We start from the raw sequence: 14,580 nt of genomic DNA on the forward strand, positions 1-14,580 counted from the left end.
GCCCCCCCCACAAAACAATGCGAAACAAGCAAGGCCCACACCCTATGGGCATGGGCCTTGCACTTGTGTAGCCCCGACGGGATTCGAACCCGCGCTACCGCCTTGAGAGGGCGGCGTCCTAGGCCGCTAGACGACGGGGCCAGGACTGATCTCCCGCGATGCCGCGGTGATCAACCGGTGTGATCTTTCGATCTCTGGAAGCTCGGCTAGCTTAGCTGACCGAAGCTCGGCGACCAAATCGCCGGATGCTGAACCACTTTCGGTCGCGAACCGAGAGATGAACCAACAGTCTCCGCTGGGGTACCAGGACTCGAACCTAGAATGGCTGAACCAGAATCAGCTGTGTTGCCAATTACACCATACCCCAATGACCAGGACCTCGACCCCGGAGACCTCGCGGTCTCGGGGCCTCGTTCCGGCCGAGAAGAAGAGTACCAAACCCCCTCCGGTAAACCACAAATCGGCTGGTCATCGCCATTTTTCGACCGCCGGTGACCAGCCGGACCCGCCCGATGGTCAGCCTGCGCCCGGCGTCCATCCGCGCGCCGAGCGCAGCCGGTCCATGGCGGTCTCGCGGCCGAGCAGTTCCAGGGATTCGTAGAGCGGCGGGCTGATGTGCGATCCGGTGACCGCGACCCGCACGGGCGCGAACGCCTTGCGCGGTTTGAGGCCCAGATCATCGATCAGCGCGGTTTTCAGCGCCTCCTCGATACCGGCGGTGGTCCACGCGGTGAGCGGCTCCAGCGCGGCGATGGCGGCGTCGAGTACCGGGTCGGCGTCGGGGCCGAGATTCTTGGCGCCCGCCGCTGGGTCGACGGCGAAGTCGGCGTCGGGGGCGAACAGGAATCGCAGCAGATCCCAGGCGTCGGAAAGCACGACAATGCGCGTCTGGACCAGTTCGGCGGCCGCGGCGAAGAGCTTGTCGTCGATTTCGGCGCCGATATGTCCGTGTTCGGTGAGGAACTCGCGGAGGCGCTGGGCGAAATCTCCCGATTCGAGCATTCGGATGTGCTCGGCGTTCAGCGCGTCGGCCTTCTTCTGATCGAAACGCGCCGGATTGGAATTCACCTTCGCAATTTCAAATGCCGTCACCATCTCAGTCATGGAGAAGACGTCGTGATCGTCGGAGATACCCCACCCGAGTAGTGCGAGGTAATTCAGCAAACCTTCGGGAATGAATCCGCGGTCGCGATGCGCGAACAGATTGGATTCCGGGTCACGCTTGGACAACTTCTTGTTGCCCGCGCCCATGACGAACGGCAGGTGGCCGAACTCGGGGGTGAACTCGGCGACTCCGATTCGCCGCAGCGCGGCATAGAGCGCGAGTTGGCGCGGCGTCGAGGACAGCAGATCCTCGCCGCGCAGCACGTGGGTGATCCGCATCAGCGCGTCGTCGACCGGATTGACCAGTGTGTAGAGCGGGTCGCCGTTGCCGCGGGTCAGCGCGAAATCGGGGACCGTGCCCGCCTTGAACGTGGTCTCGCCGCGCACCAGGTCGTGCCAACTCAGATCGGTGTCGGGCATGCGCAACCGGAGCACGGGCGGGCGGCCCTCGTCCCGGTACGCCCGGATCTGCTCGGGGGTGAGATCGCGGTCGTGGTTGTCGTAACCGAGCTTGGGGTCGCGGCCCGCGGCGCGGTGGCGCTGCTCGACTTCCTCGGGGGTGGAGAAGGATTCGTACGCCTCGCCCGCCGCGAGCAGTCGCGCGACGACGTCGAGATGCAGCTCGCGCCGCTGCGACTGCCGGTACGGGCCGTGCGGGCCGCCGACCTCGGGCCCCTCGTCCCAGGTCAGTCCGAGCCAGCGCAGCGCGTCGAGCAGCGCGCGGTAGGATTCCTCGGAATCGCGTGCGGCGTCGGTGTCTTCGATGCGGAAGACGAACGTGCCGCCGGTGTGGCGCGCGTAGGCCCAGTTGAACAGGGCGGTGCGGATCAGGCCGACATGCGGTGTGCCGGTCGGCGACGGGCAGAAACGGACCCGTACTTCGGTCATGGCTCTCTTTCGGACTCGTCTGGCGACCGGTCAGCGCTGTTTGGTCGCAACGGAATTGGTCAGGGTGCCGATACCTTCGACGGTGACCGACACCTGTTGGCCCGCGCTCATCGGGCCGACACCCTCGGGGGTTCCGGTCAGGATGACGTCGCCGGGCAGCAGCGTCATCACCGCGCTCACCCACTCGATGATCGACGGAATATCGTGCAGCAGAAGCGATGTGCGACTGCGCTGGCGCACCTCGCCGTCGAGTTCGGTGACGATCTCGAGATCCGATGGGTCCGACGAGGTTTCGATCCACGGCCCGAGCGGGCAGAAGGTGTCGTAGCTCTTGGCCCGTGTCCACTGGCCGTCGGCGCGCTGCTGATCGCGGGCGGTGACGTCGTTGGCGACGGTGTAGCCGAGTACGACGTCGCGGGCGCGGGCGGCGGGCACGTCCTTGCACGGCCTGCCGATCACGACGGCCAGCTCGCCTTCGTAATCGACCTGTGATGAGCTGGGCGGCAGCAGGATCGAGGCGTTGGGGCCGACGATGGCGGTGCTCGGCTTCATGAAGATGACGGGGTTCTCCGGTGCGGTCCCGCCCATTTCGGCCGCGTGCGCCGCGTAGTTCTTGCCAACGCAGATCACCTTGCTGGCCAGGATCGGGGCGAGCAGCCGCACATCGGCCAGCGGCCAACTCCGGCCGGTGAAGGTCGGCGTTCCGAACGGATGCTCGGCGATCTCTCTCGCGGTGAACCCGCCACCGCTTCCGCCCGCGGCGCCGTTTTCCTCTCCCTCGATGCTCACGAACGCGACCCCATCGGGACTGGCAACTCGACCTAGACGCATGCCCGGCAGTCTAACGACCGGTCGCCACCTGCCCGAACACACCCGACCGCCCGGTCGGCCCACCCGGCAGGACCCGCGCGCGGACTCGGGGGTCCGACCGCCGCACCACGTGCCGCCGCGCGGGGTCGCACCGGAACGCCGGTGCCCGATAACCGCCAGATGTGACCAGTTCGACATCGACGGCCCGAAAGCTACTCGAGCGCAGGGTGTAGCGTTGTCCCCGATGTTCATTCAATGAGATTTGTGTTTCATATAGTGAGACACAGGCAAGATGGCCGGATGCGGGCGCTTCGACGCATCCGGCGGGACCGAGGTGTGCGATGACGACCGTGACGCAGGTGCGCGACATCCGGCGGTGGTCCATGCTCGGCCTCGGCGTCTTCGCGCAGGCCTCCAGCGCCGTCTTCATCCACGGGGTGCCGTTCCTGCTGCCCGCGCTCACCGACCGCGGCATGTCGCTGCCCACCGCGGGGCTGCTCGTCGCCATGCCAACCGTCGGGCTGGTGTGCACGCTGATCGCGTGGGGCTATGTCGTCGACCGCATCGGCGAACGCACCGTACTGGTCGGCGGGCCGCTGGTCATGCTGGTCGCGGGCGTCGCCGCCGCGACCACGACCAACGACATCGCCTTCGGTGCACTGCTGTTCCTCGGCGGCGTCGGCGGCGCGAGCACCAACGGCGCGAGCGGGCGGGTCATTGTCGGCTGGTTCCCGCCGCACCGGCGCGGACTCGCCATGGGCATCAGGCAGACCGCCCAGCCGCTCGGCGTCGGACTCGGCGCGCTCGCCATCCCCGCCGTCGCGTCCGCGCACGGAGTCGCCGCGGCCGTCCTGGTGCCCGCGCTCATGGCGGGTGTCGCCGCGCTCGGCTGCTATCTGGGCATCATCGACCCGCCGCGACCCGCCATCGGATCCGCGGACCGCGTCAATCCGTATCGCGGCGACTCGACGCTGTGGCGTATCCACGGCGTCTCGGTGCTGCTGTGCGTACCGCAGGGCGTGGTGTGGACCTTCGCGCTGCTGTGGGTGCACCGCGATATCGGCTGGTCGCTGGCCGCCGCGGGCGCGCTGATCACCGGCACCCAATTGCTCGGCGCGCTCGGCAGAATCGGCGCGGGCGCGTGGTCGGACCGCGTCGGCAGCAGGCTCGGTCCGCTGCGCGTCGTCGCGATCGCGGCGGTGCTGTCGATGGCCGCGCTCGCGCTCACGGCGTGGACAGGTTGGTGGTGGGTGGCGATCCCGCTGTTGGTCGCCGCGTCGGTGATCACGGTGTCCGACAACGGTCTCGCGTTCACCGCGGTCGCCGAGATCGCCGGTCCGTACTGGAGCGGGCGCGGACTCGGCGTGCAGAACACCGGCCAGAATCTCGCGATGGCCGCCATACCACCGGTATTCGGCGCGCTGATCGAAGTCGGCGGGTTCCCGTCGGCCTACCTCGCCGCCGCCGTGCTCGCGGCCGCCGCCGTCCCGCTGGTGCCGAGGGAGCGGGGCGAGACCGGACCGTGGCGGATCTGGCGGCGCGGCACCGCTGTTCCTAAGGTGGAGCCGTGACAATCGAAGAGCGGGTTCGGGGTTCGCTGATCGGCGGTGCGATCGGCGACGCGCTGGGATGGCCCATCGAGTTCTACGATCTGGCGGGTATCCGCGACCGGCACGGCGCACGGGGCGTCACCGGATTCCTCCCCGAATACGGCCCGCCGCAGGCGGTTACCGACGACACCCAGATGACGCTGTTCAGCGCCGAAGGGCTGCTGCGCCGCGCGCCGGGAGCCGATCTCGCGAAGGTGCTGCGCGGCGCGTACCTGCGCTGGCTCGACACCCAGTCCACGAACGGTCCCGGCGGCAGGCCCGACGGTTGGCTGCTCGATCAGCGTTTCCTCTACGCGGTCCGCGCGCCGGGCAACGCCTGTATGAGCGGTCTGCGCCAACAGCGGCGCGGCTACGTGGCGCCCGTCTCGATCGGGCGCGCGGGCAAGGTCAATCCCGAATCGAAGGGCTGCGGAACCGTGATGCGTTCGGCCCCCTTCGGTTTGGCCGGACTCGGCCCTGAAGCCGCGTTCCACGCCGCCGCCCTGTGCGCGCAGCTGACCCACGGCCACCCCACCGGATATCTGTCCGCAGGCGCCTTCGCCGCGCTGATCGATCGAGCACTCGCGGGCACGGAGCTGCGAGAGGCACTGCGAGAAACCATCGTTCAGGTCCGCGAGTACGCGCACGGCACACAGACCGCCGACGCGCTGGTACGAGCCGCGCATCTGGCCGATACCGAACCCGCCACGCCCGAGGTGGTCGAACGCGTCGGCGCGGGCTGGGTCGCGGAGGAATGCCTCGCCATCGCCGTGCACTGCGCACTGCGCGCCGAGAACGGCGATATCGCGGGCGCGCTGCTGCTTTCGGTGAACCACTCCGGCGATTCGGATTCGACCGGGGCGGTCGCGGGCAATCTCATCGGCGCGATACACGGTCATTCCGCGCTGCCCCGCGAGTGGGCGGAAGCGGTCGAGGGCCGGGATGTGCTGCTCCGAGTCGCCGACGATCTGGTCGCGCAGTTCTTCCGTGGCGATCGTTCCGCCCTCGCGAACCGCTACCCCTTGGATACGGCCTCGACCTAGCCCTACGCAACGACCGCGACTCGATGTAAAGATTGCCTTGACACGACTTCGATGTAAAGGCAGCCTTTACATATGACCGATGAATCCGCACAGTCCAATGGCGACGAGCGGGCGACCCTGGGAAACCTGTTGTCCGCCAACGCCGAACTCGTCGTCGGCGTCCTGCGCCCCGAGCCCGGCACACCCCCGGTCCCGGTACTCGCCGCCATCACCGCCACCCGCAATCTGGGACATCTCGTCGACGACATCCTGCACACCCTCGCCCGCCAGGCCAGACAGGAAGGCCACACCTGGGCCGAACTCGGCGACCTCCTCGGCACCTCCCGCCAGGCCGCCTACCAGCGCTTCAGCGGCCCGATGCCGCCGAGCGGCCCCTTCCCCCCACCCCCGCCCTTCCCACCGATTCCGCCCGGACCACCACATCCCCACGGCGCACCGGACACCCACAGTGCACCGGACACCCGACACAGACACCACCCGCCCGGACCGCCGAACTTCCCACCACCCGGCGCACAGCACGCGGCCCACCACCCCACCACACCGGGCGAATGCGCGAATCCCTCGGCGACACCGATGATCCCACCGACACCACCCGGCATCCCACAACCCCAGATACCACCAACACCGGGAACCCCACCCGCCCAACACTTCCCGACCAGCACACCACCCACGCCCCCGCCAGCACTGCCGAAACCGTGACGCGCCGAGGCGATTCCCATAGAGCCGCACCGCCGACCGGCAGGCTCCGGTAGTCACCACAACGGCCAACACACCCACGCTCGCAGGAACAGTGCCACACCCGCGACAGCCGCTCGGGCGGAGCACCGCGTCCCACGAACGGACACCGCCTTCGACCGTCGCCGACACCTACGGGCGCCTCCAGCGCCGACGTGTCCCCGTTGCACCTGGACATGCACAGCGGCGCAGCGGCTTCGGACGAATGGACGGACGAGACATCGCCCTGCCCGTGCCTCGGCGCCGGGGGCGAAACCCCCGCGGCGGCCATCGGGCACGGGCGCTCGAGGTACCGGGAACGGCATACACACGCACAAGGCTCCGTACCGAATTCGGTACGGAGCCTTCGCGTTTGTTCGAAAACCCGGTGTCGCGGCGATGCGCGGAACGTTCGGGCAGGTCAGACCGCGGCGGCGATACGGTCACCGATCGCGGCGGTGGACGCGGCCTCGGTGCGCGAGGCGAGGTCCTTGGCTACGGCCGCCTCGATACGTGCGGCGCCGTCGATGTCGCCGAGGTGGTTCAGCAGCAGCGACACCGAAAGGATCGCGGCCGTCGGATCGGCCTTGGACTGGCCCGCGATGTCGGGGGCGCTGCCGTGGACCGGTTCGAACATGCTCGGGTTGACGCCGGAGGCATCGATGTTGCCGCTGGCGGCGAGGCCGATGCCACCGCTGACCGCAGCCGCGAGGTCGGTGATGATGTCGCCGAAGAGGTTGTCGGTGACGATCACGTCGAAGCGGCCGGGGTCGTTGACCATGTGGATGGTCGCGGCGTCGATGTGCTGGTACGCGGTGCGCACGTCGGGGAATTCGGCGGCGACCGCGTCCACGGTGCGCTGCCACAGCGATCCGGCGAAGGTGAGCACGTTGTTCTTGTGCACCAGGGTCAGATGCTTGCGGCGGGCCTGCGCCTTGGCGAAGGCGTAGCGCACCACGCGTTCGATGCCGAAGCGGGTGTTGGTGCTGACCTCGGTGGCGACCTCGTGCGGGGTCTCGACGCGAATCGCGCCGCCGGTGCCGGTGTACGGGCCCTCGGTGCCTTCGCGGACCACGACGAAATCGATGTCGGGATCGCCCGCGAGCGGACTGGTGACACCCGGATACAGCTTCGACGGCCGCAGGTTCACGTGGTGGTCGAGCGCGAAGCGGGTGCGCAGCAGCAGTCCGCGTTCGAGCACGCCGCTTGGCACCGACGGGTCGCCGATCGCCCCGAGCAGGATCGCGTCGTGCTGTTTCAGTTCCGGCAGCACCGAATCCGGCAGCACCTCGCCGGTGGCGTGATAGCGCTTGGCGCCGAGGTCGTATTCGGTCTTCTCGGCACCGGGCGAGACGACGTCGAGGACCTTCAGCGCTTCGGCGATGACCTCGGGACCGATCCCGTCGCCCGCGATGACGGCGAGTTTCATGACAATGCTCCGTTCGGGCGGTTGATCAGACCAGGTCGACCAGGACGACCTTGGCGGCGCCGACGGCCTCGGCGATCGCGGAGCGCACCTCGGCGGGCACCTCGCGGTTGACGCGCAGCACCACGGTCGCGCCACCGTCGGTGCCGATGTCCTGGCTCAGCTGCGCGGCGAGAATGTCGATCTCGGCGGCGCCGAGTTCGGTGCCGATCTTGCCGAGCGCGCCCGGCTTGTCCGCGTAGTTCAGGACGGCGAGGTTCAACCCTTCGGCGCGCATGTCGTAGTTGCGGCCGTTGATGTTGACGATCTTCTGCACCTGCCTCGGCTCGGTGAGCGCGCCCGCGACGTTCAGGGTGCGGCCGTCGCCGAAGACCGCGCGCAGGTCGACGAGGCTGCGGTGGCTCGGGCTCTCGGTGGCGGTGGTGACCTGCACCGCGATGCCGCGCTCCTTGGCCAGCGTCGGCGCGTTGACGAAGGTGACCGCGGGCCCCTGCCCGTTCACGTCGGCCTCGACCAGCGCCGAGAACACCCCGCGCAGCGCGGCCAGTTCCAGCACGGCGACATCCTGGGCGGCGAGCTCGCCGCGCACCTGCACCTCGACCGAGACCGGCAGCTCGTCGGAGAGCGCACCGAGCAGCGCGCCCTGCTTGCGGACGATGTCGAGCCACGGCGCGACGTCGTCGCTCACGGTGCCGCCGGTGACGTTCACCGCGCCCGGCACGAACTCGCCGGACAGCGCGAGCAGCACCGACTTGGCGACATCGGTGCCCGCGCGGTCCTGCGCCTCGGTGGTTGACGCGCCGAGGTGCGGGGTGACCACGACCTGCGGCAGGTCGAACAGCGGGCTGTCGGTGCACGGCTCGGTCTCGTAGACGTCGAGACCGGCGGCGCGCACATGTCCGGCGCGGATGGCGTCGGCCAGCGCCGACTCGTCGACGAGCCCGCCGCGCGCGGCGTTGACGATGATGACGCCCGGCTTGGTCTTGGCGAGCGCGTCCTTGCCGATGAGGCCCTTGGTCTCGGGCGTCTTCGGCAGGTGGACGGAGATGAGGTCGGCGCGCTCGAGCAGTTCGTCCAGGCTGAGCAGTTCGATGCCGAGCTGGGCCGCGCGCGCCGGTGACACGTAGGGGTCGTAGGCGACGATCTTGGTCTCGAAGGCCGCGAGCCGCGCCGCGAACAGCTGACCGATGCGACCGAGCCCGACGACGCCGACGGTCTTGCCGAAGATCTCGACGCCGTTGAACTTGCTCCTTGCCCAGGTGCGCTCGCGCAGGGTGGCGTCGGCGGCGGGGATCTGGCGGGCGGCGGCGAGCAGCAACGTCACGGCGTGCTCGGCGGCGGTGTGGATGTTCGAGGTGGGGGCGTTGACGACCATGACGCCGCGTTCGGTGGCCGCAGGCACGTCGACATTGTCGAGGCCGACGCCGGCGCGGGCCACGATCTTCAGGTTCTTTCCGGCTTCCAGTACCTCGGCGTCCACCGTGGTGGCGGAGCGCACCAGCAGCGCGTCGGCTTCGGGGACGGCGGCGAGCAGGGCCGGGCGGTCGGGCCCGTCGACCCACCGAACCTCGACTCCGTCACCGAGCGCGTCGACGGTCGACTGGGCGAGCTTGTCGGCGATCAGAACTACAGGACGGCCTGCTTGGCTCACTGTGGGTTACTCCTGGGAAGAGGGCGGCAATTACCGTGGCCCAGCTTAGTCGGCGCACATCGGCGCGCCTTTACCCCCCGGTAGGCGGCCACCGGCGCTCGGACGCAGGACGGCCCCGCACCTGCGGGTGCGGGGCCGTCGAAATATGGGAGTCGGTCACGTGTCGGGACCGAGAACCGGATCAGCGACCGAACGAGCCCGTCCAGAGGGTGTCGACCAGGCCGTAGAGGGCGGCGCCGAGGGTGTGGGTGAGGCCACTCAGCGCGGCGGAACCGGTGTCGATGATAACGGGGATCATGTAATTACCTTTCGTATATAAATCGACCAGACCATTCTGGTCGACACACGGCACATCGGCAATGTAATCGAGCCGGTTACAGAATTTCCGGTAATCGTGACACAGAACACATTTCCACTCCACAGTCGATCCATGCCACCGAAATTAGGGGCACAATAACTGCCTAAACGTGCCTCTAGCTGCGGTTATGCTATTTCATTATCGCCAGCGCGAATATCCTGCGAATATTGAGAGAATACTAAGAAGGTATGACGAACGGACCTGAACATGCTGGTAGTCGAAATATCAAGCGCCCTTATCGGCGATTAATGGACATACGCGCGCACGGCGCGGACGCCCCGGAAATCGGGGGCACGGAGCGCTGTAATGCTACGGTGATGGAACCGTGATAGTCCGATCGGTCCAGGGCGTGCGGAACCCACGCACCGCGCGGCGGGGCGACGCAGGATCAGCCGATGACCCGGACGCGGACGGCCTCGGGCCCCGCCTTGGCTTGGCGCAGTTCGAACTGCACCCGCTGCCCGGCGGTCAGTGCCCGGAATCCGGAGCCTTCCAATTCCAGGTAGTCGACGAACACGTCGGGCTCCTCGCCGTCACGCGCGATGAATCCGAAGCCCTTCTCCGTGTCGAACCACTTGACCGTGCCGTGGACCATGCGTCGCGTTTCCTCCGTGCCCGACGCGGTCGCCTACTGCGAAACCCGCCCTTCGGACAATGGTGGCACGCGCGGCCCACGGACGCGCGCGTCAGCCGGAATGTGGACGCCGACATGACGGCGGGGCGAGCGCGCACCCCTCGAAGACGGAGACGGCCCCCGCACCGATCGGTGCGGGGGCCGTCGAAGTTCAGTCGCGATCTAGAGAACGCGGCCGATCAGATCAGAGGACGCGAACATCCTGGGCCTGCGGTCCCTTCTGACCCTGGCCGATCTCGAACTCCACGCGCTGCCCCTCATCGAGGGACCGGAAACCGGAGCCGCTAACAGCCGAGTAGTGCACGAAGACGTCGGGACCTCCGCCGTCCTGCGCGATGAAGCCGAAGCCCTTCTCGCTGTTGAACCACTTCACAATGCCTTGAGCCATTTCATACTTTCTGTAGACGAGCCAGATTCTGACAACGGGATGTCCTGGTCTCGTAGATCAACGATGCCACGATTCGCCGAATTCCTCCACATCCGATACCGGATACTGTGAGCTATCCCTCTCCCGACCGGGGATTGTGCGTGCGAACTCCCACCGCGCGCCCGCCGCTGTCGCGGATTTCCGCCGCCACCGCCCGCGCTATCGCCCACGCAGGTGCCGCAGTTGCCTCGCCTTGCCTGCCTCGTAGTCGTGCCGTCCGGAAAGATGTTGCGGCACACCGACTTCCCACCAGGCCCCGGATTCGGTCCAGCCGGTCGGCGCGGTGCGGACCACCACAACGGCCGGGCGGGCCTCGGCGACCGCGACCGAGCGCGCCCATGAATAGCCGTCCCGGAATTCATCGATCCCGGAAACCGCGACGGCCGCGCAGCCCAATGCGCGGGCGTGGGCCGGAAAATCCACGTGTGGCGGATCGACATGGCGGGTACGACAGTCCCGATAGGAATTGTTGAAAGGCGCACCACCCTGACTCTGTTGCAATCTCGCTATCACCGCGTAGCCGTCGTTGTCGCACACCACGGCCACGAAGGGGTGGCCTGCGAAGGCCGCCGAGTACAGCTCGGAGTTCAGCATCAGGTACGAACCGTCACCGAGCAGCGCGGTCACCAGCCCGTCCGGCAGCGCCATCGCCGCACCCCAGGCGCCCGACAGCTCGTAGCCCATGCACGAGAAGCCGTATTCGACGTCCATGGTCGGACGCCCGCCGGTAGCCCGCCAGCCGCCGACCAGTTCACCGGGCAGTCCGCCGGAGGCCGTCAGCACGTAGTCGCGGGGGCCGCTCACCTCGTTGACCACCCCGACGATCTGGGCGTAGGTCGGCGGACCCGGCGCCGCGCGCAGCTCATCGATCCGCGCGTCCCAGCGGGTCCGCAGGCGCGCGGCGCGGGCCGTCCACTTCGGGTCGACCCGCCACGCCTGCGGTGCGAGTTCGGGCATGGTCACCGCGGCGTCCCCGACCACGGCGACGGCGCCGTGCTTCACCGCGTCGAAGCGCGCGGTGTTCACGGTGATGAACCGCACATCGTGGGCGAAGATCGACCAGGAAGCCGTGGTGAAGTCCTGCAGGCGGGTACCGACCGCAAGCACCACATCCGCCTCCGCGGCCAGCGCGTTCGCCGATTCCGAACCGGTGATGCCGAGCGGCCCCACGTAGAGCCGGTGCTCGTGCGAGACCAGGGTGCGCCCCGCGGTGGTCTCGGCGATCGGAATCCCGTGCTGTTCGGCGAACGACAGCGCGACCGCGCCCGCACCGGAATAGCGGACGCCGCCGCCTAGCACGAGCAGCGGCCTGCGCGAACGGCTCAGCACGTCGAGCGCGGCCGCCACCTCGCCCGCATCCGGGCGCGGGCGCGGAATCCGGTGCCGGACCGGGGCGAACAATTCGGGCGGGAAGTCGAAGGTCTCGGCCTGGACGTCCTGGGGCAAGGCGAGGGTCACCGGGCCGGTGGTCGCCGGATCGGTCAGCACCCGCGCCACCTGCGGCAGGGTGGCGATCAGCTGTTCGGGACGGGTGATCCGGTCGAAGTACCGGCTCACCGGTCGGAAGACGTCGTTGGCGGTGACGGTCGCGTCGCCGAAACTCTCCAGCTGTTGCAACACCGGGTCCGACGCCCGTGCGGTGAACGTGTCACCGGGCAGCAGGAGCAGCGGCAGTCGATTGGCGTGCGCGACGGCGGCCGCGGTCACCATATTCGTCGCACCGGGCCCGATCGACGAGGTCGCGACGCCGACCTGCCTGCGCTCGGTGGCCTTGGCGTAGCCGACGGCGGCCAGCGCCATGCCCTGTTCGGTCTGGCCGCGCCAGACCGGGAGTTCGGCGCGCCGCTCGTGCAGCGCGGTGCCGAGACCGAGCACATTGCCGTGCCCGAAGATGGCGAACACCACCGGGAACAGCGGAACCTCGCGGCCGTCGACGGATTCGGACCGCTGCGCGATCAGCCACGCGACCAGTGCGCGCGCCGTGGTCAGTTCCATGGTGGAACTCCCGCCGCCACCCGCCCCCGGTGATCGGTGACCGGACAGCGCGGGTCGGTGGTCTCGCTCGCCCATGCGTCGCGCACCCACGCGTGGGCGGGATCGTCACAGAACGCCATCGACCTGTCGGCGCCCGGTCCCGCGAGCACATTGAGGTAGTACATGGGGTAGCCGGGCGAGGCGACGCACGGACCGTGATAGCCGCGCGGAATCAGGAACACGTCGCCGTCGCGCACGGTGACCGTCTCGTCGATCGCGCCGTCCTGGGTGTAGGTGCGGTGCACGCCGAAACCGCCCGGCGCCGGGGTGATCCCGTCCGCGCCCGCGACGCGGAAGTAGTAGATCTCCTCGTTGGCGACCTCGTGCTCGCCGAATTCGTCGTGCTTGTGCGGCGGATAGGAGGACCAGTTGCCGTCCGGGGTGATCAGTTCGCACGCCATCAGCCGATCGGCGTGCTCCCATACACCGGGCACGCCGAAGTTGTTGACCTGCCGCGTCGCCCGACCCGCGCCCCGCACCTCCACCGGAACCTCCTCGGCCGGACCGTATTTCGGGGCGAGCCTGCGCGTGCACCGCGCCATCGGCAGCGCGGCGAGCAGGCCGTCGCGGGTGGTCACGGTGAGTTCGGCGGCGCGCGGGACATACGCGAAATCGGTGACCCTGGCGAAAACCGAATCACGGCCGTGCAATTCGAAGCGCTCGCCGTCGACCGCGAGCACGCCCGAACCCGCGAGCGGGAGCACGAACATCTCGAACTCTCCGGTGCGCAGTGTCCGTATCGAACCGGCGGGGATGTCGAGGACGCGCAGGCCCGCATACCGCCACCCCGCGTCGCGCGGTGTCAACGCCACCGGATCGGAATCGGCGCGCAACGAACCCGACGGGTGATGCAGCCTCACCGCGACTCCCCCGCGGTGCCCGCATGCGCGACGGTCTCGCGCGCGTGCCGCAGCAGGTCGCGGATCTCCGCATCGGTCGGCATGGCGTCGGCGCAGGCGAGGCGGCCCGCCACCAGCGCGCCCGCGGCATTGGCGTAGTCGGCCAGTCGCCGCGGCTCCCAGCCCGCGAGCAGGCCGTGGATGAGCGCGCCGCCGAATCCGTCGCCCGCGCCGAGACCGCACACCACCCGCACCGGATGCGGGGGCACCGTCCACCGCTCGCTCGGCGACGCGATCAGCACGCCGTCGGCGCCACACTTGACGACCGCAAGCCGCGCGCCGCGCTCGAGGAGCCGGTCGGCGGCGGTATCGGGATCCGCCGAGCCGACCGCTATCCGCGTCTCCTCACGGTTGCCGACCACGACGCTCACCCGATCGAGCAGCGCGCCGATCTCGGTGCGGGCGGTGGCCTCGTCCGGCCAGAACATCGGCCGGTAGTCCAGGTCGAGGACGGTGTGCGCGCGTCCGGCGCGGCGGCGCAGGATCTCGCGCTGGGTCGAACGCGCCGGTTCCGCGCTGACACCCGTGCCGGTCACCCACAGCAGCGGAACCGAATCGACCAGATCCCACGGCACGTCCTCGCGGCCGAGGGTGAGATCGGGGGCGATCGGCGCGCGGTAGAACAGCAGCGGCGGATCGCTGGGCGGGGTGAGCTCGCAGAACACAACGGGGGTCAGCAGATTCGGCGCGGTCGCCACGTAACGCGCTGTGACGCCGAAACTTTCCAGCGCCGACCGCACATAGTCGCCGAACCCGTCGGGCCCGACCTTGGTCAGCACCGCACTGCGCCTGCCGAGCCGAGCCGCCGCCACCGCGACATTGGTCGCGGTGCCGCCCAACGATTTCGCGAAACTCTCGACCTCGGCCAGCGGTACCCCGCTCTGCCGCGGATACAGGTCAACCCCGACCCGCCCCACCGTCAAAACCTCCGGCGCAACCACTTTCGCCATCTCCGGCACGAGCGCCCCCGCCGGCTCGGGAACGAGACCGCCCGGCGCATCGG

The 14,580-nt window shown here is 68.9% G+C and carries 12 protein-coding genes and 2 tRNA genes; 3 read left to right on the forward strand and 11 right to left on the reverse strand.

The window, feature by feature from the left end; all coding sequences use genetic code 11:
* Nucleotides 1-68 precede the first annotated feature (68 nt).
* The 4 genes from IT779_RS36620 to IT779_RS36635 form a co-directional block, all read right to left on the reverse strand.
* Nucleotides 69-141 (reverse strand) — tRNA-Glu (locus tag IT779_RS36620).
* 154 nt (nucleotides 142-295) lie between these two features.
* Nucleotides 296-367, reverse strand: a tRNA-Gln gene (locus IT779_RS36625).
* A gap of 149 nt (nucleotides 368-516) precedes the next feature.
* Nucleotides 517-1,992: a glutamate--tRNA ligase gene (gene gltX / locus IT779_RS36630; protein WP_196154099.1), complete on the reverse strand. Its 1,476-nt coding sequence runs from the start codon at nucleotides 1,990-1,992 to the stop codon at nucleotides 517-519.
* 30 nt (nucleotides 1,993-2,022) lie between these two features.
* Nucleotides 2,023-2,823, reverse strand: a complete 801-nt coding sequence (locus IT779_RS36635) for a fumarylacetoacetate hydrolase family protein (protein WP_196154100.1) — start codon at nucleotides 2,821-2,823, stop codon at nucleotides 2,023-2,025.
* A gap of 320 nt (nucleotides 2,824-3,143) precedes the next feature.
* Between IT779_RS36635 and IT779_RS36640 the strand changes: the two genes are divergently transcribed.
* The 3 genes from IT779_RS36640 to IT779_RS36650 all read left to right on the forward strand — a co-directional run bounded on the left by IT779_RS36640 (nucleotide 3,144) and on the right by IT779_RS36650 (nucleotide 6,133).
* Nucleotides 3,144-4,373, forward strand: coding sequence for an MFS transporter (locus IT779_RS36640; RefSeq protein ID WP_196154101.1), 1,230 nt, complete (start codon nucleotides 3,144-3,146; stop codon nucleotides 4,371-4,373).
* On the forward strand, nucleotides 4,370-5,434 hold the full coding sequence (locus IT779_RS36645; RefSeq protein ID WP_196154102.1) for an ADP-ribosylglycohydrolase family protein: 1,065 nt from the start codon (nucleotides 4,370-4,372) through the stop codon (nucleotides 5,432-5,434). Before IT779_RS36640 ends, IT779_RS36645 begins: the two co-directional genes overlap by 4 nt.
* Nucleotides 5,435-5,506: 72 nt before the next feature.
* Nucleotides 5,507-6,133, forward strand: coding sequence for a hypothetical protein (locus IT779_RS36650; protein ID WP_196154103.1), 627 nt, complete (start codon nucleotides 5,507-5,509; stop codon nucleotides 6,131-6,133).
* A 436-nt stretch (nucleotides 6,134-6,569) separates the two neighbouring features.
* Here IT779_RS36650 and IT779_RS36655 read toward each other — a convergent pair whose 3' ends face one another.
* The 7 genes from IT779_RS36655 to iolC all read right to left on the reverse strand — a co-directional run bounded on the left by IT779_RS36655 (nucleotide 6,570) and on the right by iolC (nucleotide 14,527).
* A complete protein-coding gene (locus tag IT779_RS36655; RefSeq protein WP_196154104.1) occupies nucleotides 6,570-7,577 on the reverse strand; it encodes a 3-isopropylmalate dehydrogenase in 1,008 nt (335 codons plus the stop codon).
* Between the two features lie 25 nt (nucleotides 7,578-7,602).
* Nucleotides 7,603-9,225 carry a phosphoglycerate dehydrogenase gene (gene serA / locus IT779_RS36660; protein ID WP_196154105.1) on the reverse strand — a complete coding sequence of 541 codons (1,623 nt, stop codon included), beginning with the start codon at nucleotides 9,223-9,225 and terminating at the stop codon, nucleotides 7,603-7,605.
* Between the two features lie 746 nt (nucleotides 9,226-9,971).
* Nucleotides 9,972-10,178: a cold-shock protein gene (locus IT779_RS36665; RefSeq protein WP_196154106.1), complete on the reverse strand. Its 207-nt coding sequence runs from the start codon at nucleotides 10,176-10,178 to the stop codon at nucleotides 9,972-9,974.
* 223 nt (nucleotides 10,179-10,401) lie between these two features.
* The gene (locus IT779_RS36670; RefSeq protein WP_014987157.1) at nucleotides 10,402-10,605 is read right to left on the reverse strand and encodes a cold-shock protein; all 204 of its coding nucleotides are present in this window, start codon (nucleotides 10,603-10,605) and stop codon (nucleotides 10,402-10,404) included.
* Nucleotides 10,606-10,803: 198 nt separating this feature from the next.
* Nucleotides 10,804-12,639 (reverse strand): 3D-(3,5/4)-trihydroxycyclohexane-1,2-dione acylhydrolase (decyclizing), encoded by a 1,836-nt coding sequence (gene iolD / locus IT779_RS36675; RefSeq protein WP_196154107.1) that lies wholly within the window; start codon nucleotides 12,637-12,639, stop codon nucleotides 10,804-10,806.
* Nucleotides 12,630-13,538, reverse strand: a complete 909-nt coding sequence (gene iolB, locus IT779_RS36680) for a 5-deoxy-glucuronate isomerase (RefSeq protein WP_196154108.1) — start codon at nucleotides 13,536-13,538, stop codon at nucleotides 12,630-12,632. Before iolB ends, iolD begins: the two co-directional genes overlap by 10 nt.
* Nucleotides 13,535-14,527 carry a 5-dehydro-2-deoxygluconokinase gene (iolC, locus tag IT779_RS36685; RefSeq protein WP_196154120.1) on the reverse strand — a complete coding sequence of 331 codons (993 nt, stop codon included), beginning with the start codon at nucleotides 14,525-14,527 and terminating at the stop codon, nucleotides 13,535-13,537. Before iolC ends, iolB begins: the two co-directional genes overlap by 4 nt.
* Nucleotides 14,528-14,580: the final 53 nt, after the last annotated feature.

The sequence above is a fragment of the Nocardia bovistercoris genome (assembly GCF_015674855.1).
GTDB classification, from domain to species: domain Bacteria; phylum Actinomycetota; class Actinomycetes; order Mycobacteriales; family Mycobacteriaceae; genus Nocardia; species Nocardia bovistercoris.